Below are 22,720 nucleotides of genomic sequence, written 5' to 3'. Positions count from 1 at the left end.
CGGTCTCGATTTTACTTCTCTGCTGTGGGCTCGGTCAGGGCCGTGTCGGTCAGGGCCACATCGATGAGGTCGACCATGCGGTCGGCGCCGTCGAGCATACCGACGCTCGTGACGCTTGCAGCCATCTCGGCGATGAGCGCGCGGTCGAGCAACAGCGGCACGAGCATCGAGAGCACCCAGTCGGGGGTGAAGTCGGCGTCGGAGACGAGCAGTGCTCCCCCGGCGGCGACCGCGTCGGCCGCGTTGAACCGCTGCTCGCCGTTGCCCACCGGGTACGGAACGTAGACCGCGGGAACGCCGACGGCCGAGAATTCGCTGACGGTCGCCGAACCGGCACGCGAGACGGCGAGGTCGGCGACGGCCATCGCGAGCTCCATGCGGTCGCAGTACTTCAGCAGCCGGTACCCGGCGAGCCCGGGGTCGACGACCTCGGACTTCGCACCCGCGATGTGCACGACCTGCCAACCGGCCCCGAGGATGAGGGCGATGGCGTTGGACACGGTGGCGTTGACGCTGCGGGCGCCGCTCGAGCCGCCCGTCACGAGAAGCGTGGGCTTCGTTTCATCCAACTTGAAGTATCGGATCGCGGCGGCGCGCTCGGCGTGACGGTCCAGGGTCTCGACCTCGCGACGCAACGGCATGCCGACGAGGCGGCGATGGCGCAGCCGGGTGGAGGCGAACGCGACGCCGACGTAGTCGGTGACCCAGCTGCCGAGCCGGTTGGCGATGCCCGGCTTGGCGTTGGCCTCGTGCACGACAAGGGGCACCTTCTCGCGCCAGGCCGCGATGTAGGCCGGCGCGGAGGCGTACCCGCCGAACCCGACGACGACGTCGACCCCGCGGTCGCGGATGATGGCCCGCGTCTCGGCGACGGCATTCGCGAACGCCTTCGGGAAGCGCAGCGCGGCCGCGTTCGGTCGCCGGGGGAAGGGCAGTCGGGCGATTGTCAGCAGTTCATAGCCACGCAGGGGCACGAGGCGCGCCTCGAGTCCCTCCTTGGTTCCGAGCACGAGAACGGATGATTCGGGGTGACGGTCGACGATGCGGTCGGCGGTGGCCAGGAGCGGGTTGACGTGTCCGGCCGTTCCACCGCCCGCGAGGAGATAGGTGGTCAACGGGTGGTTCGATTCTGTGAGGCTTGGGTGCGCTGCGAGGCCTGCGCGCGCTGGGAGCTTCGGGCGCGCTCGGCGGCAGCGAGGCGCGAGCGTTCGGCCGGGGTCTGCGCGACCGTCGGGGCCTGCGGGGTCTGTCGACGCCCGCGCGGGGAGCCGGCGGTGCGCGGGCCGGGAGCGAGGGGCGCATCGGGAGCGGTCGACGGTTCCCGCGCGAACGACAGCACCACACCGATAGCGAGCAGCGTCGCGATGAGCGCGGACCCGCCGGCGGAGATGAGCGGCAGCGGCACCCCGAGCACCGGGAGCACGCCGAGCACCACGGCGATGTTGATGAAAGCCTGTCCGACGATCCAGATGCCGACGCCCGCGGTTACGATGCGCGCGAAGGGGTCGTTGTTCGAGCGGATGACGCGGATGAACGCGAAGGCCAGCACGATGAACAGCACGAGCACCACGACCGCGCCGATGAGGCCGAGTTCTTCGCCGATGATCGCAAAGATGTAGTCGTTGTCCGCCTCGGGCAGCCACGACCACTTGGCCTTGGAGTTGCCGAGCCCGACGCCGAAGAAGCCGCCGGACGCGAGCGCCCACTTGCCGTGTGTCGGTTGCCAGCAGAAGGTCTCGTACTGGGCGGTGGTGCAGCCGTTGATCCAGGCGTTGATGCGCTCGGTGCGGGACTCGCCGGAGAAGGCGAAGAGGATGCCGAAGGTGCCGATGAGCACCGCGGAGGTCACGAGCCAGCTGAGTTTGACGCCCGCGATGAAGAGGCAGGCGTAGACGATCAGCGCCATGACGACCACGGTGCCGAGGTCCTGGCCGAACAGCACGAGGCCGATGGCCGCGCCCGCGACGGGGCCGATGGTGAGCACCAGCTGCTTCCAGTTGCCCATAACGCCCGGCTTGGTGGTGAGGATGAAGGCGATCCAGACGATCACGGCCAGCTTCAGGACCTCGGAGGGCTGCGCGCTGATGTTACCGATCCGGATCCAGTTCTGGTTGCCGCCGTAGCCCCAGCCGATTCCCGGCACGAAGACGAGCAGCTGCAGGCCCATGCCGACGAAGATCGCGGGCCAGGCCCAGCGCTTCCAGAAGGTGATCGGCATGCGGGAGGCGACGAGCATAAACGGCACGCCGATCAGCGCGAAGAGGCCCTGCTTCGAGAACGAGGCGAAGAAGTCGTCGCTCTCGAGGTGCGACTCCACCGACGACGACGACAGCACCATCACGAGCCCGAAGGCCACCAGGAAGATCGTGGTGCCGAGCAGCAGGAAGTAGTTGGGTGTCTCCGCCTGGAACAGCTTGCGCACTCCGACGACGACGGCCGGCCCCGAGTCGGTCTTGGGCGAGTCGGTCTTGGGCGGAGCCGTTCGCCGGTTCGAACCGTTCGGTTCGTTCGACTCAGTCGGCTCAGGCGGCCGTGGTGTCCGGGCCCGGTTCGTGCCCGGATCGCGTGTCGTCGTCATCCGCTGCACCTCCTGGGTTCGTGGTTCTCGTCTGGTCGTGCACCGCTGCGGCGAACTGTCTGCCGCGGTCGGAATAGCTGTCGAACTGGTCCATGGATGCTGCGGCCGGTGCCAGGAGGACCGTGTCGCCGGGCTGAGCGGCCGCGATCGCGAATCGCACGACCTGCGGCATTACCCCATCAGTCTCGGTTGCCTGAACCTCAAACACCGGGAGGGAGGGCGCGTGTCGCGCGAATGCCGAGCGAAGCGCCAGCCGATCCTCGCCGATGATGATCGCGGCCCGCAGCCGCTTGACGTTCTGTTCGACGAGCGGGTCGATGTCGACGCCCTTGAGCAGTCCGCCGACGACCCAGACGATCGGGTCGAACGCGAGCAGGGCGGCCTGCGCAGCGTGCGGATTGGTGGCCTTGGAGTCGTCGACCCAGAGCACGCCGTCGGACTCGAGCACCGTCTCGGTGCGGTGGTGGTCGATTCGGAAGGTCGCGATGGCCTCGCGGACGACCGCGGGGGCGACCCCGAAGGCGCGCACGAGGGCGGATGCCGCGAGCACGTTCGCAACGGAGTGCGGCGCCGTGAGTCCCGCCTGCGCCAACTCGCCGTGGGTGGTGAGCTCGAACGCGGAGTTGCGGCGGTCGTCGTGGAACGCACGGTCCACGATGATGCCGTCGACGATGCCGAGGTCGCTGGGGCCGGGCGCACCGAGTCCGAAGCCAATGGCGCGGCATCCTTCGACCACGTCGGCCTCTTCGACCATGTGCCGCGTCGCGTCGTCGTCGAGGTTGTAGACGCAGGCGACGCGCGTGTTGTCGTAGACCTTGCCCTTGGCCGCGGCGTAGGCGTCGGCCGAGCCGTGCCAGTCGAGGTGGTCGTCCGCGAGGTTCAGGCAGACGCTCGCGAACGGCGAGATCGCCCCCTCGGGAGTCTGGTTGATCCAGTGCAGCTGATAGCTCGACAGCTCGACGACGAGCACGTCGAAGCCGATCGGGTCGCGCACCGCGTCGAGCACGGGTACCCCGATGTTGCCCACCGCGGCGACGCGGTGGCCGGCCGTGGCGAGCAGGTGGGCCGTGAGCTGCACGGTCGTGGTCTTGCCGTTGGTTCCGGTGACGGTGATCCACTCGGCGGCGCGCACCTTGTCGCGCACCCGCCAGGCGAGTTCTATGTCGCCCCATACGGCGATGCCCGCGGCCGCCGCCCACAACAGGAGGGCGTGGTCGGGGTGGAAGCCCGGCGAGACGATCACGAGTTCGGGGGCGAAGTCGGCGAGCCGCTGCGGAACGGTATCGAGGTTCGGCTCGTGCAAGAGCTCGGCGCCGATCACGTCGAGCAGGTCGGCCGTCTCCGCGGGAGCGCTGGCCGCGACGACGAGCACCTCGGCGCCGAGTTCGACGAGCGTGTCTGCCGCGGCGAACCCGGTCATCCCGAGCCCCAGCACGGCTACGCGCAGGCCCTCCCAGTCGGAGTGCCAGCTCGTGAGTGTTGTCAGATCCGTCACGGTCGCGCTGTCGCCCATTCGAGGTAGAAGATTCCGACGCCGGCGGCGACGAAGAGGCCCGCGATAATCCAGAACCTCACCACGACGGTGATCTCGGCCCAGCCCTTGAGTTCGAAGTGGTGGTGGAGGGGGCTCATCAGGAAGATGCGCTTGCCCTTGGTGATCTTGAAGTATGCCCGCTGCAGGATCACCGAACCGGTGACGATGAGGAACAGGCCGCCGATGAACACGAGGAGGAGGTCGGTGCGGGTGAGGATCGCGAGGGCCGCGAGGGCGCCGCCGAGGCCGAGCGAGCCGGTGTCGCCCATGAAGATCTGCGCGGGGCTGGTGTTCCACCAGAGGAATCCGATGAGGCTTCCCACGATGCACGCCGCGATGACGGCGAGGTCGAGCGGGTCACGCACCTGGTAGCACTTGAACGCGAGGTCGACGTCGTCGTAGACATTGGGGTTGAAGCACGACTGGTTGTTCTGCCAGAAGCCGATGAAGATGTACGACGTGATGGCAAGGATCGAGGCCCCGGTTGCCAGGCCGTCGAGACCGTCGGCGACGTTGACGCCGTTCGAGGCGCTCACCACGATGATGATCGACCAGAGGGCGAACAGGATCCCGCCGCCGATCAGGCCGAAGGTCGCGAAGTCGAGCCACTCGATGTCACGCACGAACGAGATGTAGGTGTGCTGCACCCCGTCGAGCATCTTGGAGACCGGGGTCAGATTGTTCTCGTCGGGGAAGTTCAGCGCGATCGCGGCGAAGATCGCTGCGACAATCACTTGGCCGAGGATCTTCGACCAGCCACCGAGGCCGAGGCTGCGCTGGTTGCGCGTCTTCAGGAAGTCGTCGAGGAAGCCGACGGCACCGAGGCCCACCATGAGGAACATCACGAGGAACGCGACGAGCGTGAACGGCGCGTCCGCGACGAGGTGACCGACGAAGTAGCCGAGCACCGCGCCGATGATGAAGACGATGCCGCCCATCGTCGGTGTGCCGCGCTTGGCGTGGTGCGACTGGGGGCCGTCGTCGCGGATGAACTGGCCCCACCCGATGCGGTTGAACAGCTTGATGAACAGCGGTGTGGTGAGCAGCGTGAAGATGAGCGAGAAGCCCGCCCCCGTGAGGAGCGCGATCATTTAGGTCGCCCTTCTTGATCGTGTGGTGAGGGCAAGTCTGTCTACCAGGTCGCCGGGATTCGCGGATGCGCCGCACTTCACGAGCAGCACCACTGGTTCGGTGCGGCTCGATGAGAGCTCGGTGTCCCGCAGCAAATCGTATGCCTCATCGAGGGTATCGACGAGCACCGACTCCCCGTCCCACGAACCTTCGAGGCCGGCAGCGTTATGGATGTGGCGTGCCGACTGCCCGACGACGATGAGCCGTGACACGTTCAGCCGCACGACGAGGCGGCCGATTCGGTCGTGTTCGTCGCGGGAGTCGATGGCGTCGGCGTGTGCGGGCAGGTCGAGTTCGCCCAGCACGGCGACCGAACGGGTTCCGTCGGTGGTGAACTGGGCGAGCGCCTTGAGGGCGTCGGCGGTGGAGCGTGGCGAGCCGTCGGCGGTGTCGTCGACGATCAGGACCCCGGGCTCGGGGCGCGCGACGCGCATGTCGTGGGGGGCCAGCTCGGTGAGCCCGGCGAGGGCCGCGATGGACTGCGCAGTCGGGATGCCCGCCGCGGCCGTCACCGCGAGGGCGGCGAGCACGAGCGGAACCACCGATTCGCCGAGCACGCTGACGGCGACGGGCGCGCTGGAGTCGCCGGAGACGAGCACGAAGCCCGTGCCATCGACGGTCGACTCGATCGCCTCGGCCCGCACGTCGTTCGACGCAGCCAACCCGAAGGTCACGACCCGAGCCGCGAGCTGCTGCGTTGCCTGTGCGAGGGCGGGGTCATCCGCATAGGCGACGACCAAGACCTCGTCGCGCAGACGACCGAGGTCGGATTCAGCGTCGAACAGCACCACGACGTCGGCCTCGGCCGGGTCGGTGGTGAACGTGTGGGCGACATCGGCGAGCAACGCGTCCAGCAGGACGCGGGTTGACGCTGCACGCCTGCCGGCGATGGCGACGATCACACCCGGCCGGCTTCGTCCCAGCCGGCTTCGCGCAGGGCCGCGCGGGCCTCTTCGCGTGCCGAGTAGGGCGTGCGTACGCCCTCGATGTCGCGGTAGTCCTGGTGTCCGGGGCCGGCCCAGAGGATCGAATCACCCTCCTGAGCGAGCGACACGGCGACGCGGATCGCCTTCTCCGGCGGGCTCACCTCGTGCAGTTCGGCCTGATGCTCGGCAAGAGCCGCACCCTCGACGAGGGTCGCGCGGATCGAGGCCGCGTTCTCGAAACGGGGGTGGTGGTCGGTGATCACGAGGATGTCGGAACCCTCGGATGCGACCCGCGCCATCTCGTGCCGCTTGGTCGCGTCGCGGTCGCCGTCGGCGCCGAACACCATGATGACCTTGCCGGTGGTGAAGGTGCGCACGGCATCGAGGGTGTTGAGGAACGCATCGGGGCTGTGGCCGAAGTCGACGAAGACGCTGGGCCCGCGGTCGCCCGAGACGCGCTCCGTGCGGCCGGGGAGGTAGGCGTCGATGCCGCCCTCCGGGTTGTCCTCGCTCGGCTCGAGGGCCTGGCCGATGGCCTCGAGTTCGAAACCCGCCTCGACGAGCATCACGATGGCGAGCGCGCCGTTGGCGGCCATGTGGCGGCCGATGATCGGAACCCGGCTCGATAGCGAACGGCCCTCGGGGCCGGTGAGGGTGAACGCGGTGTACGCGGCCTCCTCGGCCGTGATGTCGACGTTCCACTCCCCCACGACGCCGGGGGTCGACGAGATTGTCGTGAGCGGGATGCGCGACTCGTCGACGACACGCTGGCCGTAGGGCGAGTCGAGCGAGACGACGCCGCGCTTTCCGCGGTCGGGCTGGAAGAGCGGGAGCTTCGCGTAGAAGTACTCCTCCATGTCGGCGTAGTCGTCGAGGTGGTCGTGGCTCAGGTTCGTGAACGCGACGACGTCGAACAGCAGTCCGTCGACGCGGTTGCGGCTGAGGGCCTGGGCGCTCACCTCGACGACGACGGCGCGCACCTCGCTCTCGCGCATGCGGGCGAGCAGGGCGTGCATCTCGCTGGCCTCGGGGGTCGTGAGGCGGCTCACCACGGTGAGGTCGCCGATGTGGCGCTCGGCCGTGGAGCTGAGCCCGGTCACGAGGCCGAGCTGCTTGAGGATGCCCTCGAGCAGGTACGACGTGGAGGTCTTGCCGTTGGTGCCCGTCGTGGCGAACAGCAGCGGCGGGTGCTCGTTGGTGCGGTAGACCCAGGCGGAAATCTCGCCGAGCGCGGCGCGCGGCGAATCGACGACGAGGATGGGGAGCCCGGACGAGGCGGCCAGTTCGGCCCCCGCGGCGTCGGTCAGCACGGCGACGGCGCCGCCCTCCTTGGCACGCTCGGCGTAGCTGGCACCGTGGCTGTGGGCGCCCGGCATGCCGATGTAGAGGTCGCCGGGGTGCAGGTCGGCGGTGGAGAGAGTCACTCCCGTGATCTCCACAGTGTCGAGCGAACCGCGGTGGTCGAGACCGAACGCGCTCGCGAGCTCGGCGAGAGATCGGGCCGACGGATGCTCCGGTCGAAGTACCGGGGGGATCCTGGCGGTCACGCGATTCTCATTTCTCATGTTGTGCTGCTTGTCTGGGTCCCACGTCGCGCATCAGTAGTTGAGCGGGAACTGCGTGGGCGGCACCGTCGAGGGTGCGATCTTGAAGGTCTTGATCACCTGTGTCGTGATCTTCTTGAACGTGGACGCCACGGCGCCCGATGTCTTCATGGTATCCGGCTTGGCAAAGGTGACCACAATCGCGTACTCGGGCGCCTCGGCCGGAACGAGACCGGCGATCGAGATGATGCGGTCGCTGCCGTAACCGCTGGCGTCCGCGACCTCGGCGGTTCCGGTCTTCGCCGCCACGTTGTAGCCGGGGATGGTGAGCGCGTTCTTCAGGCTGCCCTGGTTGACGACGTTCTCCATCATCGCGACCGTCGTGTCGGCGGCGCTTTCGGAGACGACCCGGGTTCCCTCGGTCGACGGCAGTCCGGTCACCGTGCCGTCAGGGAGCGTGCAGCCCTCGACGAGGGTCAGCGGCATGCGGACGCCGTTGTTGCCGAGCGCCTGATAGGCCGAGGCCATCTGCGCCGAGGTCGCCGTCATGCCCTGGCCGAACTGCACGGCGTAGTTGGTGACGGCGTCCCACTGGCTGGTGGGGAGGATGAGACCGGATGATTCGCCCTGGAAGTTCACCGCGGTGAGCGAGTTCAACCCGAACTTCGTCATGTAGTCGCGACGCGCTTCCTTGTTGGGCAGCGAGTCGGTGAGGTACGACGTGCCGATGTTGGACGAGTTCGTGAGGATGCCCGTCGCCGTGTAGCGGATGTCGCCGTGCGCCCAGGAGTCCTTGATCGACTGGCCGTTGCCGAGGTCGCGTCGGCCGGGCACGTTGACCGTGGTCGTCGGTGTGATGGTGCCGGCGTCGAGCAGCGACGCTATGGTGAGCGACTTCATGGTGGAGCCCGGCTCGAACGGTGAGCTGAACGCGCGCGACCCGAGGTCGCTGCTCGAGACACCGTCGACGTTGTTCGGGTCGACCGAGGGGTAGTCGGCGACGGCCATCAGGTGCCCGTCGCTCACACGGACGACGACGATGGTCCCCCAGTCGGCGCCGAGTTCCATCGAGCGCTGGGCGAGGGTCTGCTGGGCGTACCACTGGAAGTCGCTGTCGATCGTGAGCTTGAGGGTGCCGCCGTCGCTGGCTTCCTTGGTCGTGACCGTGCTGCCGGGGATTCGGATGCCGTCGGCCCCACGCTCGTAGGTGGAGGTCCCGTTGGCGCTGCCGACGCACGTGTCCTGCGTGACTTCCAGGCCGTTCTGCGGGCCGTCGGTTCCGATGAAGCCCACGAGGTTGCCGGCCACGCTGCCCATCGGGTAGGTGCGGCTCGGGTGCAGGACGTCGTAGACCCAGGGGATGCCGAGCGCGCGCACCGCGGTGAGCTGTTCGAGCGTCACCGACTTGGCCACGTAGGCGAAGTTCGAGCCGGGCTTCTCGGTGAGGGCGGTCGTGATGTCGGCGACGGTGGCGCCGGTCGCGACCGACAATTCGGCGATGGCGTCGGTGACGGGAACCTCGACGCTCGACGCGCCGTCGTCGGTCTCGCGCTCGAAGGTATTCACGAGCAGAGGGCTCGCGGTGATGTCGAACCGGTCGACGCTGTCGGCGAGGACGTTGCCGTTGGTGTCGACGATGTTGCCGCGGGAACCGTAGGTCGTCTGGCTCACCGACCGCTTGCTCAACGATTCCTTGTTGAGTTCTGCGGCGCTCACGACCTGGATGTCGACGAGGCGCACCACAAACAGAGCGACGACAGCGAAAATGGCGAGAACCGCCAGCGCCGTGCGTCGTTTGGTCTTGCGAGCGTCGTTCACTGCATCGATTCCTTACCTTGACTGCCCGGTTCCCCCGGTTGCCCGGCTCCCCCACTAACCGCGGGAGCCGGCCCGATCGCGATCAGCGGGTGACGGGCGAGGGCAACGTTGTCGGGTTCGACGGTACAGACCCGGGGGTCGGGGCCGTCGCAGGCGCGCCAGCGGCGGCCTGACCCGCGGTCGCGGCGGCGCCGGCGGCCGCCGCGGCAGCAGCCGCGTCCGCGGCTGCCGCCGGGTCCACGGTGGGCGTCGCGGTGACCAGCGGCACGCCCCCGAGCAGCGAGTTGGGAACGAGGCTGCCCGCGCTGCCGGTGATGACGCTCTCGCCGGCGTCGGCGGCCGCCGCCGTGCCGAGGATGGCGCCGTCGGCGAGACGGAGGAAGACGGGGTTGGTGTTGCTCAGCACCATGCCGAGCGACTCGGCCTGCGTCGCGAGGTTCTGCGGCGACGAGAGCATGTCGAGCTGCTCGCTGAGAGCCTGCTGCTCGCGTCCGAGGTCGCGCTGCGAGGTCTGCAGGGCGGCGATGCGGTACGCGCCGTCGGAGACGACGATGCTCAGCAGCAGCTGGGCGATGAACAGCACGAAGAGTCCGGCGACGGCGACGACCGCGTAGACGGCGCGCGGCCGGGCGCGACGCTGTGCGCGGCTCGAGACGATCTCGATGTGGCGCGGGTGCTGTTCTTCGGCGGGGGCGCGCAGCGGTGTGGCGAAAGCAAGGTTGCTCACGTGATTCTCCTCAGTCGTTCGGCGGCGCGCAGTCGCACGGGTGTCGCTCGGGGGTTGGCGGCCTTTTCGGCCTCGGACGCGAGTTCGGCTCCGCGAACGAGCAGCTTGAGTTCAGGGCGGTGTTCGGGAAGCTCGACCGGCAGTCCGGCGGGCGCGGTCGATGCCGATCGGGCCGCGAGGATGCGCTTGACGATGCGGTCCTCGAGCGACTGGTAGGAGAGCACGACGATGCGGCCGCCGACCTCGAGCGTGTCGATCGCCGCGGGAATGGCGCGCTCAAGCACGGCGAGCTCCTGGTTCACCTCGATGCGGAGGGCCTGGAACACCCGCTTCGCGGGGTGACCTGCTCGCTGCACCGCCGCCGGCGTCGCGGCGATGATGACCTCGACGAGCTGCGACGAACGAACGAACGGTTCGATCTCGCGACGCTGCACGATCTTGCTCGCGTAGCGAGGGGCGAGCTTCTCCTCGCCGTAGTCATAGAAGATCCGACGAAGTTCGAATTCGCTGTACTCGGCGAGGATGCGCTCCGCGGTGAGCGGCGACGTCGCATCCATACGCATGTCCAGCGGGGCGTCCTTGGAGTAGGAGAAGCCGCGGTCGACCTCGTCGAGCTGCAGCGACGAGACGCCGAGGTCGAAGAGGTAGGCGGACACCTCGGGGATGCCGAGGGCGTCGAGCGCGTCGGGGATCTCGTCGTAGACGGCGTGCACGAGGTGCACCCGGTCGCCGAACGGCGCGAGACGCTTCCCCGCGATCGCCAGCGCGTCGGTGTCGCGGTCGATGCCGACGAAGGTGATGCCGGGGAAGCGCGTAAGGAAGGCCTCGGCGTGTCCGCCCATTCCCAGGGTGGCGTCGACGAGGACGGCTCCGTCACGTTCGAGCGCGGGGCTTAGGAGCTCGATGCTGCGCTCGAGGTTCACCGGGGTGTGGATGTCGTTGTCGCTCATAATCTTTCGGTTCCTTGCCTCACTGGCACTGATCCCCATCCGGAGTGACCTGACATCGGGGAAGAAAGTCAGGGCAAATCGGCTGGGAGTCACTGCCGGCGATCTAGAAGAGTCCGGGGATCACCTCCTCGTCGGTGTCGGAGAACGCGGCCTCGGTGCTCTCGTAGTAGGCGTTCCAGGTCTCGGTGTCCCAGATCTCGGCGCGGCTGCCCGCTCCGATGATCGTCAGGTCGCGGCCGAGGTTGGCGTAGTCGCGCAGCGTCGCCGGGATGGTGACGCGGTGCTGGTTGTCGGGGCGTTCCTGGCTGGCACCGGAGAGGAACACGCGCAGGAAGTCGCGCGCCTGCTTGTTCGAGACGGGCGCCTGTCGGATCTTCTCGTGCACGTTCTCGAACTCGCGTTCGGTGAAGACGTAGAGGCAGCGTTCCTGACCGCGCGTGATGACAAGCCCGCCGGAGAGCTCGTCGCGAAACTTCGCGGGAAGGATGACCCGGCCTTTGTCGTCGAGCTTGGGGGCGTAGGTGCCAAGAAACACGGAACACTCCCCTTCACTCCGGCCCGGATAGATATCCTCCACTTTACTCCACAATCCACCACAAAACTAGGAAACCCCGGATATATTCCCGTTCTGGGGGCAAACAGCCCAGCAAATATGCGGCGTATAGCGGGTGGAGGGAAATGGAGTGATTTTGGCTGTTTCGGGGCAGTTTTGGGCACAAAAAAAGGACCGACCCGGGGGTCGGTCCTGCTTTTGACGGATGGCGGGGTTTTAGCGGCCTCGTTCGCCCTGGCGCTTGTCCCAGCGATTGCCGAGCCCGTCCATAAACCCGGTGGCCTTCGTCGGCTTGCCCGGTTTGCGTTCGGGGGCGGCGGCCTGCAGCCTGCGCGGCGGGGCGATGGCGAGCAGTACCCCGCCGAACATGATGATGAATCCGAGAACGCCCACCAGCGGCTGCTGGATGACGACGCCGACGAGCAGCGTGGCGATACCGAGTACCGCGAGCAGGGCACCGACCACTACGACCGTGTAGTTGGGCTTACCTCTGCGCTGGCCTACTGTCGCGACGAAATCGGCGTCGTTTTGGTAGAGACCCCGCTCCATCTCTTCCAGGAGACGCTGCTCCTGCTCGGAAAGTGGCATCCTGATCCCCTCCGGCTCGGATTGTTGACGCGATTGAGTTCAATGTTACGCCTCGCGAGGCTCGCTAGGCTATGAGTGTGGCTGAGAGTACGCGGTTAGTTGATCTGGTTCAAGAACGCATAGACGAATTTCTGGAGGATCGGGCACCGCAATTGACGGCGATCGCCCCCGAGATCGACGATTTCCTCGGGTTCTCGCGGGATCTGCTGTCGGGAGGGAAGCGCTTCCGTGCACTCTTCTGTTACTGGGGCTGGCATTCCGTGAGTACCCCGGGAATCGGGTTCGACGTGACGGAAGATGCCACGAGCGTCGACTTCCCCGCCGTCGTGACCGCCGCCGCCGCCCTCGAGGTGTTCCACGCGGCCGCACTCGTGCACGACGACATCATGGACAACTCCGATACGCGCCGCGGCCGTCCGTCGGCCCACAAGCGCTTCGAATCGCTCCACACCGACAACGCGTGGCTCGGCAGCGCCCGTACCTTCGGCGACTCGGCCGGCCTCCTGCTCGGTGACCTGCTGCTCGGTTGGAGCGACGAGGTGTTCGATTCCGGCCTGCGCACGCTCTCCGACCCCGACGCGGCGGCGGCGGCGCGCAAGGAGTTCAACCTCATGCGCACCGAGGTCACCGTGGGCCAGTACCTCGACATCGTCGAGGAGAACGCCTGGCGCAATCACCCCGAGAGCGAGCTGCTCCCCCGCGCCCACCGGGTCATCGTCTACAAGTCGGCGAAGTACAGCGTGGAGGCGCCCCTCGCGATCGGGGCTGCGCTCGGCGGTGCCACGGCCGAACAGACGGAGTCGCTCCGCGGCTTCGGACTCCCACTCGGTGTTGCGTACCAGCTGCGCGACGACCTGCTCGGCGTCTTCGGCGACCCGCAGGTGACGGGAAAACCGGCCGGCGACGACCTGCGCGAGGGCAAGCGCACGGTCATCATCGCGCTCGCCCGGACCGCGCTGCCCGCCAACGCGCGAACGCTCCTCGACGAGTTGCTCGGCGACCCCGAGCTCGACGCCCAGCAGGTGCAGGTCCTGCAGGGCATCATCCGTGAGAGCGGCGCGATCGACCGGGTCGAACGCATCATCGCGCACAACGTGGGTCTGGCGAGGGCGGCCCTACAGGATGCCCCGCTCAGCGCGAGTGCGCGGGCTCAGCTCACGCAGCTTGCCGACACGGTCATCCAGCGCACCGCCTAGTCGCGGTACCGGGTAAAGTGGTACTAGCCCAGCGCCTGGGCGACGCGACGGACCTCGGCCTTGCGCCCGGCGTGCAGTGCTTCGATGGGGCTGACGCCCAAGCTGTCTTCGGGGTTCAACAGCCAGTCCATGGCTTCGTCGTCGGTGAACCCGCTGTCACCGAGCACAACGAGCGTTCCGCGTAGTTCGCTCATGGGCTCGCCGTCGACGATGAACGCGGCGGGGACCTTCCACACGCCGTCGATTTTGCGGGCGAGAAGGGCGCGGTCTTCGATCAGTCTGCGGACCTGGCTGACCTTGATTCCGAGCAGTTCGGTGAGGTCGGGAACGGTGAGCCACGTGGCGTCGGGAGTTTCAGTCACCCATTAAGAGTGCCACGACCGACCTGCTTTCGCCGGTAGTGACGTGCCCAGGACGCAAATGTTTCAGGCAGATTAACCCCAGTCACATCATCCACACTGATTGACTCTCATATACATCTGTGCCACTTTGGAGTAGTCGCACCACAATTGCGTGCGGCACATCCTGGCCGGGAGCAACACGGGGAACTCATGTCACACAACTTCGAGCACGACACGCAGACCACAGCTGGAACGATCCTCTCAGGGCTGGTGCCGACTCCCGCCTCACCGTTTGTGCGTTCGGTCGCCTCGCGCGACCAGAGCAAGTTGAGCAAGACGATGTACGCCACGATGCCCATCCTCGTGGTCGGGTCGCTCGCCCTGTCGATGAACCTCACCGGTCCGATCGAGCGGGTCGAAGCCAAATCGCCATCGAACGACAAGGCGCACAAGCCGGCCGCGGACGACGCCGACGTCGCGATCGAGGACGCGGGCGTGCCCGTCGCGGACGCCACGCCGGAGGGCGAGACCAGCACCGCTGCCGCGCCCGCAACCTACCGCGTCGCCTCCGGTGACACAGTGAGCAGCATCGCCGGCCGGTACGGCCTGTCGACCGCCTCGGTGCTCGCCCTCAACGGCCTCGGCTGGAAGTCGACGATCTTCCCCGGCCAAGAACTGAAGCTGAACTCGGGCGCCGTCGCCGCGGCCCCGGTCGCGATCACAGCGGCTCCGGCCGCCTCGAGCGGACGCTACACGATCGTCAGCGGAGACACGGTGAGCCGCATCGCGTCGAAGTTCGGCGTGACCACGCAGGCCATCCTCAGCGCCAACGGACTCGCCGGCTCGAGCATCATCTACCCCGGACAGTCGCTCGCCATCCCAGGCGGCGCGACCTCCACCGCGCCGGTGAAGGCCGCTCCGGTCAAGGCCACTCCGGTCAAGGCCACGCCGGTATCCGCGCCGGTCACCGCCGCCCCCGTCGCGTCATCCGGCACCTACACCATCGTCTCCGGCGACAACCTCACCAAGATCGCCAGCAAGCTCAAGGTGAGCCTCACGTCACTGCTGAAGGCCAACAACCTCACCACGACGAGCGTCATCTTCGCCGGCCGCACGCTCACCGTGCCCGGCGCGGTCACCGCCTCGGTCCCGACGGCCAGCGCCGGCGCCATCACCCTGCTCGACGCCGAGATGGAGGCCAACGCGCGCGTCATCGTGTCGGTCGGCCGCAACCTGGGCGTCAGCGACTACGGCATCGTCATCGCGCTCGCGACGGCTATGCAGGAGTCGAGCATGCGCAACCTCAACTACGGACACCTCGACTCGGTCGGCCTGTTCCAGCAGCGCCCGAGCTCGGGCTGGGGCTCCGTCGGTCAGCTCACGAACGCGACCCATGCCGCGAAACTCTTCTACGGCGGGCCGACCAACCCGAACAAGGGCATCACCCGCGGCCTGCTCGACATCCCGGGCTGGTCGTCGCTCACCGTGACGCAGGCGGCGCAGAAGGTACAGATCTCGGCGTACCCCGACGCCTACGCGAAATGGGAAGCTTCCGCGCGCTTCTGGCTCGCCGACCTGAAGTAACCGTGGCCCGGCCCGGCGAGGTTGGCGAACACCCCGTGTTGGGAGGGGTCTTGCGGCCCACGATCTTTAGAATGGCCACGTGAGCACGCAGACTACCGACCCGATGATTGGCCGTCTCATCGACGGTCGCTATCAGGTCAAATCGCGCATCGCCCGCGGCGGAATGGCAACCGTCTACCTGGCGACCGACCTGCGCCTCGAGCGTCGCGTCGCGATCAAGATCATGCACGGCCACCTCGCCGACGACAGCCAGTTCAAGGAACGCTTCATCCAGGAGGCGAGAAGCGCCGCGCGTCTCGCCCACCCCAACGTCGTCAACGTCTACGACCAGGGTCAGGACAGCGACATGGCCTACCTCGTGATGGAGTACCTCAACGGCATCACGCTGCGCGACCTGCTCACCGAGCACAAGATCCTCACTCCCGAGCAGACCCTCGACATCCTCGAGGCCGTGCTCGCGGGTCTCGCCGCCGCCCACAAGTCGGGCATCGTCCACCGTGACCTGAAGCCCGAGAACGTGCTGCTGGCCGACGACGGCCGCATCAAGATCGGCGACTTCGGACTGGCCCGTGCCGTGAGCGCGAACACCGCGACGGGTGCCGCCCTGCTCGGCACGATCGCCTACCTCTCCCCCGAACTCGTGACGCGGGGCATCGCCGACGCACGCAGTGACATCTACGCCATCGGCATCATGATGTACGAGATGCTGGCCGGCGAGCAGCCCTTCCGCGGCGAGCAGCCGATGCAGATCGCCTACCAGCACGCCAACGACTCCGTGCCGACGCCGAGCACCAAGAACCCCAACGTGCCGGCCGAGCTCGACGAGCTCGTGCTCTGGGCCACCGCGCGCGAGCCCAACGAACGCCCACGCGACGCGCGCGTGATGCTCGAGCAGGTCATCGAGACACAGAACCAGCTGCAGACGGCGCTGCCCACCGGTGCGACGTCGATCATCCAGCGCACCACCGTGCTTCCGGCCGCCGGCTTCGCCGCCACCACCTTCGGAACCGGCGACCAGACCCAGGTCATCCGCGCCCCACAGCCGTCCGGTCCCGTGGCCCCGGTCTCCGACGCGACGGCCGCGCTCACCGCGCAGGCCACCAAACGCCACAATCGCGCCTGGTGGTGGATCGTGCTGTTCATCCTCCTCGCCGGAGCCGCGGGCGGCGTCGGCTGGGCGCTGAGCTCGGGCCCGCTGTCGCAGGTCACCGTGGAGCCGTCGGACGTGATCGGTCAGAATCCGGATGCCGCGACGGCGGTTCTCACCGAGGCGGGGCTCTCCGTCGCCGACTCACGCGACGAGGTGTTCTCCGTGGACGTGCCCGTCGGCAGCGTCGCCGAGACCGACCCGGCCCTCGGCGTCCCCCTGGCTCGCGACACGGTGGTGGCGCTCAAGATCTCCAAGGGCCCGCAGCCCGTCCCCGTGCCGGAGTTCACCGGCCTGGCCGAGCAGGCCGCAAAAGACCTCGCGACGACGACCGGCTTCCAACCGACCGACAGCGAACGTCGGTTCGACGAGGGAGTCGCCGAAGGCACCGTGCTCGCGACCTACGGCGTCGGTCCCGACGGTGCGCGCATCCAGCTCGCGACCGGCAACGAGTACTTCGACCAGAAGCCTGTGACCTTCCTCGTTTCGGCGGGGGCGGTACCCGACGTGACCGGACTGCCCGTCGACGACGCGATCGCCCTTCTTGGCACCAAGAACATCGCCGCCACGGAGCTGCCCGAACGCGTGTTCAGCAACGACGTCGCCGACGGTGGCGTCGTCAGCATGCAGCCGGTGACCGCCGACACCCCGCTCGCCCCGGGTGACGCCGGAGTGAACCTGGTCGTGTCGAAGGGCCCCGACCTGGTCGAGGTGCCGGATGTCGTTGGCGGATCGCTAGCCGCCGCGCGCGAAGCGCTCGAGGGTGCCGGCTTTGTCGTCGGCGACGTGAATAGCAGCCTTCCCGGCGACTTCCAGAACGACAGGCGCGTAGTCGTCAAGAGCCTGACACCCGGCGACGAGCAACTCCTTCGCGGCGCCACCATCGAGATCAACCTGAACTACTAACGCGTCGACACAGAAAAGGCGGCCCGCCAGAGCGGACCGCCTTTTCTATTCAGGCTGTCAGACCGCCGCGAGCTCTTCCGCCACGAGGAACGCCAACTCGAGCGACTGCATGTGGTTCAGGCGCGGGTCGCAGAGCGACTCGTAGCGCGTCGCGAGGTCGGCCTCGTCGATGTGCTCTGATCCGCCGAGGCACTCGGTGACGTCGTCGCCGGTGAGCTCGATGTGGATGCCACCCGGGTGCGTTCCCGCGGCGCGGTGCGCCTCGAAGAAGCCTTTGACCTCGTCGACCACGTCGTCGAAGCGGCGGGTCTTGTAGCCGGTCGACGTGGTGAGGCCGTTGCCGTGCATCGGATCGGAAACCCAGAGCGGCGTCGCCTCGTGTCCCTTGATGGCCTCGAGCAGCGGCGGCAGCGCGTCGCGCACCTTGCTCGCGCCCATGCGGGTGATGAACGTGAGGCGGCCGGGTTCGCGGTCGGGGTCGAGCTTGTCGATGAGACGCAGCATGTCGTCGGGACTCGTGGTCGGGCCCAGCTTCACACCTATCGGGTTGCGCACGCGCGAGAAGTAGTCGATGTGCGCGCCGTCGAGGTCGCGGGTGCGCTCACCCACCCAGAGGAAGTGCGCGCTCGTGTTGTACGGCGTGCCGGTGCGCGAGTCGATGCGGGTCATGGGGCGCTCGTAGTCCATGAGCAGGCCCTCGTGGCTCGCGTAGAAGTCGACGCGCTTGAGCTCTTCGAAGTCCGCGCCCGCGGCCTCCATGAACTTGATGGCGCGGTCGATGTCGCGGGCGAGCAGTTCGTAGCGCTTGTTCGCCGGGTTGCGGGCGAAGCCCTGGTTCCAGCGGTGCACCTCGCGCAGATCGGCGAAGCCGCCCTGCGTGAAGGCGCGCACGAGGTTCAGCGTCGAGACGGCCGTGTGGTAGCCCTGCACGAGACGCTGCGGGTCGGGGGTGCGCGACTCGGCGGTGAACGGGTAGCCGTTAACGATGTCGCCGCGGTAGGCGGGAAGCGTCACGTCTCCCCGCGTCTCGGTGTCGGTCGAGCGTGGCTTGGCGAACTGGCCGGCCATACGTCCCATCTTGACGATGGGCATGGATGCACCGTAGGTGAGCACCACGGCCATCTGCAGGATGGTCTTCACGCGGTTCTTGATCTGCTCGGCGGTCGCGCCCGCGAAGGTCTCGGCGCAGTCGCCGCCCTGCAGCAGGAACGCGTTGCCGGCAGCGGCACGGGCGAGCTTGCCCCGCAGCTCGTCGACCTCGCCGGCGAAGACGAGGGGCGGGAAGCTGGCGATCTGGCTGCTCGCCTCGGCGACAGCCGCGGCATCCGGCCATTCCGGCTGCTGCTTGATGGGCAGTTCACGCCAATAGTCGAGCCCGGCGATCACTGCTGGATCGGCGAGAACGACTTGCTCTGACGGGTCTACCACGGTATTTCCTTCGTTGGGGATGGGACTGGGCGGGCACGACGGCCCGACTACCGAGCTTATCGGCACGGGGGTGGTGTGTTACGGAGTGCGCGGTCAGCGCTTCGCAGCGCCGGCCTCCGCAGCAGCGCCAGCCTTGGCTGCGGTGCCGGCCTTCGCAGCAGCGGCGCCGAGACGGTCCTTGACGCTCGACGCATAGATGTCGACGTACTCCTGGCCGCTGAGGCGGTTGAGCTCGTACATGATCTCGTCGGTGATGGAGCGCAGGATGAACCGGTCGCCCTCGAGCCCGGCGAAGCGGGAGAAGTCGAGCGGTTCGCCGATGACGATCCCGATGCGCTGCACCTTGGGGATCTTGGTTCCGATCGGCATCACCTTCTCGGTGTCGATCATGGCGACGGGCACGACGGGCACATTGCCCTCGAGGATCATCCGGGCCACGCCGGTGCGGCCGCGGTAGAGCTTGCCGTCGGGGCTGCGGGTTCCCTCGGGATAGATGCCGAGCACCTCGCCGTCGTGCAGAACCTTCAGGCCGGTGTTGAGGCTGGCTTCCGAAGCCTTGCCGCCGGAACGGTCGATGGGCAGCATGCCCGTGCCGTTCATAAACGCCTTCGTGGCCCAGCCCTTGAGGCCGCGACCCTTGAAGTAGTCGCTCTTGGCGAGGAAGAAGATGCGACGGTCGAGCACGAGCGGCAGGAAGACCGAGTCGATGAACGAGAGGTGGTTGCTCGCGATGATGACGCCACCCTTTTTCGGGATGTTGTCGAGACCCGTCACCCACGGACGGAACACCGTCTTCAGGATCGGGCCGGCCACGAGGTTCTTCATGAACCAGTAGAACATCGTTTATCTGCCTCCGCTTGGGGTCACTACTCTAACGCCGGCCCGCGTGGATTCGCGCGAGGTCGGCCGCGCCGACCACCCCCGCGTCGTTCACGAGCTCGGCGATCACGAAGCCGGGTTCGGGGTGGTACCCGCGCGCCGGGAGGTGCTGCAGGAACGATTCGCGGATCGGGTCGAGCAGCAGGTCGCCGGCCACCGACACCCCGCCGCCGAACACGAACACCTGCGGGTCGAGAACGGCGGCGAGGGAGGCGCAGGCCTGTCCGAGCCAGCGGCCCAGCTCCTGCAGCGCGTTCACGGCGCCGGGGTCGCCAGCGGCGATCATCTCGCCGACGATGGTTCCGTTGAGTTCGCCGTGACGCGAGCGCGCGTCGGCGAGGGCGAGACCGATGCCGCCGGCGTCTGCGATGCCGTTGGCCATGCGCAGCAGGGCGCGGCCGGAACCGTACTGTTCGATGCAGCCGCGGGCGCCGCAACCGCAGGGCAGCCCATCGGGCACGACGCGCAGGTGGCCGAGCTCCGCGCCGGCGCCGAAGCCGCCGCGGAAGAGGCGGCCCTGGGTGACGATGGCTCCGCCGACGCCCGTGCCGATGGTGAGCATCGTCATGTCGGTGAGGAGGCGGCCGGCGCCGAACCGGAACTCTGCCCAGCCGGCCGCGTTGGCGTCGTTGTCGACGGTGATGGGGAGGCTCACGCGCTCGGAGATGTAGCGCTGCAGCGGTTCGTTGCGCCAGTCGATGTTCGGGGCGTAGTACACGGTGGATTGGCCCGCGTCGACGAATCCGGCCGCCGCGACGCCGGCGGCGACGACCTCGTGCCCGGCCTGCAGCCTCGTGATCATCGAGGAGACGATGTCGACGATGTGCGCCGCATCCCCGGCCGGTGTCGGCTGGCGGTCTTCGGCGATGATCTCGCCGTTCTCGCTCACGAGCGCTCCGGCGATTTTGGTCCCGCCGATGTCTATTCCGATGGCATGCACGAGGAGTCAGTCTAGTTAGCCGCGGCACACCCCCGCGACTTCGCGGCGTCGGCGGTGGCAAACCCCATTAGAGTAAGAAAAGTCAAGCAGTCCGACCGGTGCCAAAGGAGATACCGTGACCGAATACTTCGTCCCACCCGTGGTGGAGCCGGATCCCGATGCCAACGCGACCGATCTTCTGGTCGCCCGCGTCAAAGCGACGCCCACAGAGCCGCTCTTCGCTCTCCCCACCGCCGACGGCGGTTGGTCCGATCTCTCGGCCGAGGAGTTCCTGCGCCAGGTCGTGGCCCTCGCGAAGGGCTTCATCGCGAACGGCGTCGAGCCGGGCGACAAGGTCGCCTTCATGTGCAAGACCCGGTATGAGTGGACACTCGTCGACTTCGCCCTCTGGTTCAGCGGCGCCATCATGGTGCCGATCTACGAGACGTCCTCGCCCACCCAGGTTCTATGGAACCTCACCGATTCCGGCGCCACGTCGATCATCCTCGAGACCGCCGACCATTTCGCCAAGTTCGACGAGGTGCGCGGCGACATCGACACCATCGAGAACGTATGGCAGGTCGACCTCGGAGACCTGAAGAAGCTCGCGGCATCGGGGGCGGATGTCACGGACGCCGAGGTCGAACGCCGTCGTTCGATCGCCACGGGTTCCGACGTGGCGACACTGATCTACACGTCCGGGTCGACCGGCCGCCCCAAGGGCGTCGTCCTCACCCACTCCAACTTCGTGGAACTCACCAGGAACGCCGCCGTCGTGATGCACGAGGTGCTGGCGCCCGGATCATCCACCCTGCTCTTCATCACGACCGCGCACATCTTCGCCCGCTTCATCTCGGTGCTCTCCATCCACGCCGGCGTGAAGGTCGGCCACCAGCCCGACACCAAGCTGCTGCTGCCGTCGATGGCGTCGTTCCGGCCGACCTTCCTCCTCGCGGTGCCCCGCGTGTTCGAGAAGGTCTACAACTCCTCGGAGCAGAAGGCCGAGAGCGCCGGCAAGGGCAAGATCTTCCGCAAAGCCGCCGACGTGGCGATCGCGCACTCGAAGGCCCTCGACGCGGGCACGGTGCCGCTCGGCCTCAAGCTGCAGTTCGCGCTCTACGACCGGCTCGTGCTCAGCAAGATCCGCGCGGCGCTCGGCGGACGGGTGAAGTTCGCCGTCTCCGGTTCCGCCCCGCTCGGGCCGCGCCTCGGTCACTTCTTCCGCAGCCTCGACCTGCGCATCCTCGAGGGCTACGGACTCACCGAGTCCACCGCGCCGGCGACCGTGAACCTGCCGGACAAGTTCAAGATCGGCACGACCGGACCGGCGCTGCCCGGCGTCGGCATCCGCATCGGCGACGACGGCGAGATCTCGATCAAGGGCGTGAACGTCTTCGGCGGCTACTGGAACAACCCGGAGGCCACGGCCGAGGTCATGGACGGCGAGTGGTTCAAGACCGGCGACATCGGCGCCGTCGACACCGACGGCTATCTCACCATCACCGGACGTAAGAAGGAGATCATCGTCACCGCCGGCGGCAAGAACGTCTCCCCCGCGGCGCTCGAGGATCCGATTCGCGCGAACCCGCTCGTCGGCCAGGTCATCGTGGTGGGCGACAAGAAGCCGTTCATCGCCGCCCTCGTGACGCTCGACGCCGACATGCTGCCGACCTGGCTGAAGAACAACGGCGAGGACACGTCGCTCACTCTCGCCGAGGCATCCGTCAACCCGCGCGTCGTCGCGGAGATCCAGAAGGCCATCGACGCGGCGAACGCGCTCGTGTCGCGGGCCGAGTCGATCCGCAAGTTCGCGATCCTGAAGACCGAACTGACCGAGGCGAGCGGTCATCTGACGCCCAAGCTCAGTATCAAACGGGCCGTGATCCTCGAGGACTTCGCCCAGGAGATCGCGGACCTCTACAGCGACAACAACGCCACGATGGGGTTGAGCCTCAAGTAGCACTGCCCGAA

At 67.7% G+C, this 22,720-nt stretch carries 19 protein-coding genes; 4 read left to right on the top strand and 15 right to left on the bottom strand.

The annotated features are described in order from the left end of the window. Positions 1-11: 11 nt before the first annotated feature. From IEV96_RS02905 to IEV96_RS02855, 11 genes are all read right to left on the bottom strand, one after another. Positions 12-1,115, bottom strand: a complete 1,104-nt coding sequence (locus IEV96_RS02905; RefSeq protein ID WP_188509203.1) for a UDP-N-acetylglucosamine--N-acetylmuramyl-(pentapeptide) pyrophosphoryl-undecaprenol N-acetylglucosamine transferase — start codon at positions 1,113-1,115, stop codon at positions 12-14. Continuing rightward, complete coding sequence (gene ftsW, locus IEV96_RS02900; RefSeq protein WP_188509202.1) at positions 1,112-2,578, bottom strand: putative lipid II flippase FtsW; 1,467 nt, start codon at positions 2,576-2,578, stop codon at positions 1,112-1,114. The genes IEV96_RS02905 and ftsW overlap by 4 nt, the downstream gene beginning before the upstream one ends. After that, entirely contained in the window at positions 2,523-4,091 is a 1,569-nt protein-coding gene (gene murD, locus IEV96_RS02895) for a UDP-N-acetylmuramoyl-L-alanine--D-glutamate ligase (protein ID WP_188509201.1), read from the bottom strand. The genes ftsW and murD overlap by 56 nt, the downstream gene beginning before the upstream one ends. Then, a complete protein-coding gene (mraY, locus tag IEV96_RS02890; RefSeq protein ID WP_188509200.1) occupies positions 4,070-5,203 on the bottom strand; it encodes a phospho-N-acetylmuramoyl-pentapeptide-transferase in 1,134 nt (377 codons plus the stop codon). Before mraY ends, murD begins: the two co-directional genes overlap by 22 nt. Then, positions 5,204-6,145 carry a UDP-N-acetylmuramoyl-tripeptide--D-alanyl-D-alanine ligase gene (locus tag IEV96_RS02885; protein ID WP_188509199.1) on the bottom strand — a complete coding sequence of 314 codons (942 nt, stop codon included), beginning with the start codon at positions 6,143-6,145 and terminating at the stop codon, positions 5,204-5,206. Continuing rightward, a complete protein-coding gene (locus IEV96_RS02880; RefSeq protein WP_188509198.1) occupies positions 6,142-7,734 on the bottom strand; it encodes a Mur ligase family protein in 1,593 nt (530 codons plus the stop codon). The genes IEV96_RS02885 and IEV96_RS02880 overlap by 4 nt, the downstream gene beginning before the upstream one ends. A 33-nt stretch (positions 7,735-7,767) precedes the next feature. Beyond that, the gene (locus IEV96_RS02875; RefSeq protein WP_229732985.1) at positions 7,768-9,531 is read right to left on the bottom strand and encodes a peptidoglycan D,D-transpeptidase FtsI family protein; all 1,764 of its coding nucleotides are present in this window, start codon (positions 9,529-9,531) and stop codon (positions 7,768-7,770) included. Between the two features lie 82 nt (positions 9,532-9,613). After that, complete coding sequence (ftsL, locus tag IEV96_RS02870; RefSeq protein ID WP_188509197.1) at positions 9,614-10,258, bottom strand: cell division protein FtsL; 645 nt, start codon at positions 10,256-10,258, stop codon at positions 9,614-9,616. Beyond that, on the bottom strand, positions 10,255-11,208 hold the full coding sequence (gene rsmH / locus IEV96_RS02865; protein WP_188509196.1) for a 16S rRNA (cytosine(1402)-N(4))-methyltransferase RsmH: 954 nt from the start codon (positions 11,206-11,208) through the stop codon (positions 10,255-10,257). The genes ftsL and rsmH overlap by 4 nt, the downstream gene beginning before the upstream one ends. Before the next feature lie 103 nt (positions 11,209-11,311). Further along, the gene (mraZ, locus tag IEV96_RS02860) at positions 11,312-11,743 is read right to left on the bottom strand and encodes a division/cell wall cluster transcriptional repressor MraZ (RefSeq protein ID WP_188509195.1); all 432 of its coding nucleotides are present in this window, start codon (positions 11,741-11,743) and stop codon (positions 11,312-11,314) included. A gap of 234 nt (positions 11,744-11,977) precedes the next feature. Further along, entirely contained in the window at positions 11,978-12,349 is a 372-nt protein-coding gene (locus IEV96_RS02855; RefSeq protein WP_188509194.1) for an SCO2097 family morphological protein, read from the bottom strand. A 77-nt stretch (positions 12,350-12,426) separates the two neighbouring features. Here IEV96_RS02855 and IEV96_RS02850 point away from each other — a divergent pair, with 77 nt between their 5' ends. Continuing rightward, on the top strand, positions 12,427-13,545 hold the full coding sequence (locus tag IEV96_RS02850) for a polyprenyl synthetase family protein (RefSeq protein WP_188509193.1): 1,119 nt from the start codon (positions 12,427-12,429) through the stop codon (positions 13,543-13,545). Between the two features lie 23 nt (positions 13,546-13,568). On the opposite strand, the gene IEV96_RS02845 is transcribed toward IEV96_RS02850, so the two are convergent. Next, the gene (locus tag IEV96_RS02845) at positions 13,569-13,907 is read right to left on the bottom strand and encodes an Rv2175c family DNA-binding protein (protein ID WP_188509192.1); all 339 of its coding nucleotides are present in this window, start codon (positions 13,905-13,907) and stop codon (positions 13,569-13,571) included. Between the two features lie 330 nt (positions 13,908-14,237). Here IEV96_RS02845 and IEV96_RS02840 point away from each other — a divergent pair, with 330 nt between their 5' ends. Then, positions 14,238-15,470: a LysM peptidoglycan-binding domain-containing protein gene (locus tag IEV96_RS02840; RefSeq protein ID WP_188511094.1), complete on the top strand. Its 1,233-nt coding sequence runs from the start codon at positions 14,238-14,240 to the stop codon at positions 15,468-15,470. Positions 15,471-15,573: 103 nt separating this feature from the next. After that, positions 15,574-17,523, top strand: a complete 1,950-nt coding sequence (gene pknB / locus IEV96_RS02835) for a Stk1 family PASTA domain-containing Ser/Thr kinase (protein WP_188511093.1) — start codon at positions 15,574-15,576, stop codon at positions 17,521-17,523. Between the two features lie 57 nt (positions 17,524-17,580). Here pknB and IEV96_RS02830 read toward each other — a convergent pair whose 3' ends face one another. The 3 genes from IEV96_RS02830 to IEV96_RS02820 all read right to left on the bottom strand — a co-directional run bounded on the left by IEV96_RS02830 (position 17,581) and on the right by IEV96_RS02820 (position 20,770). Then, the gene (locus tag IEV96_RS02830) at positions 17,581-18,951 is read right to left on the bottom strand and encodes a class II 3-deoxy-7-phosphoheptulonate synthase (protein ID WP_229732978.1); all 1,371 of its coding nucleotides are present in this window, start codon (positions 18,949-18,951) and stop codon (positions 17,581-17,583) included. A gap of 93 nt (positions 18,952-19,044) precedes the next feature. Then, positions 19,045-19,791, bottom strand: a complete 747-nt coding sequence (locus IEV96_RS02825) for a lysophospholipid acyltransferase family protein (protein WP_188509191.1) — start codon at positions 19,789-19,791, stop codon at positions 19,045-19,047. A gap of 31 nt (positions 19,792-19,822) precedes the next feature. Beyond that, positions 19,823-20,770, bottom strand: a complete 948-nt coding sequence (locus IEV96_RS02820) for an ROK family glucokinase (RefSeq protein WP_188509190.1) — start codon at positions 20,768-20,770, stop codon at positions 19,823-19,825. Positions 20,771-20,885: 115 nt separating this feature from the next. Here IEV96_RS02820 and IEV96_RS02815 point away from each other — a divergent pair, with 115 nt between their 5' ends. Further along, positions 20,886-22,709: an AMP-dependent synthetase/ligase gene (locus IEV96_RS02815; RefSeq protein WP_188509189.1), complete on the top strand. Its 1,824-nt coding sequence runs from the start codon at positions 20,886-20,888 to the stop codon at positions 22,707-22,709. Positions 22,710-22,720: the final 11 nt, after the last annotated feature.

The sequence above is a fragment of the Conyzicola nivalis genome, assembly GCF_014639655.1.
Taxonomy (GTDB): Bacteria; Actinomycetota; Actinomycetes; order Actinomycetales; family Microbacteriaceae; genus Conyzicola; species Conyzicola nivalis.
Note: the sequence above shows the minus strand (reverse complement) of the source record. Positions and strands in the feature narration are given on the sequence as shown.

Excerpts from the sequence above, each read along its gene's own strand:
- ftsW (WP_188509202.1), bottom strand. The coding sequence starts at position 2,578 with ATGACGACGACACGCGATCCGGGCACGAACCGGGCCCGGACACCACGG.
- murD (WP_188509201.1), bottom strand. The coding sequence starts at position 4,091 with ATGGGCGACAGCGCGACCGTGACGGATCTGACAACACTCACGAGCTGG.
- mraY (WP_188509200.1), bottom strand. The coding sequence starts at position 5,203 with ATGATCGCGCTCCTCACGGGGGCGGGCTTCTCGCTCATCTTCACGCTG.
- IEV96_RS02880 (WP_188509198.1), bottom strand. The coding sequence starts at position 7,734 with ATGAGAAATGAGAATCGCGTGACCGCCAGGATCCCCCCGGTACTTCGA.
- rsmH (WP_188509196.1), bottom strand. The coding sequence starts at position 11,208 with ATGAGCGACAACGACATCCACACCCCGGTGAACCTCGAGCGCAGCATC.
- IEV96_RS02855 (WP_188509194.1), bottom strand. The coding sequence starts at position 12,349 with ATGCCACTTTCCGAGCAGGAGCAGCGTCTCCTGGAAGAGATGGAGCGG.
- IEV96_RS02840 (WP_188511094.1), top strand. The coding sequence starts at position 14,238 with ATGCCCATCCTCGTGGTCGGGTCGCTCGCCCTGTCGATGAACCTCACC.
- pknB (WP_188511093.1), top strand. The coding sequence starts at position 15,574 with ATGATTGGCCGTCTCATCGACGGTCGCTATCAGGTCAAATCGCGCATC.
- IEV96_RS02825 (WP_188509191.1), bottom strand. The coding sequence starts at position 19,791 with ATGTTCTACTGGTTCATGAAGAACCTCGTGGCCGGCCCGATCCTGAAG.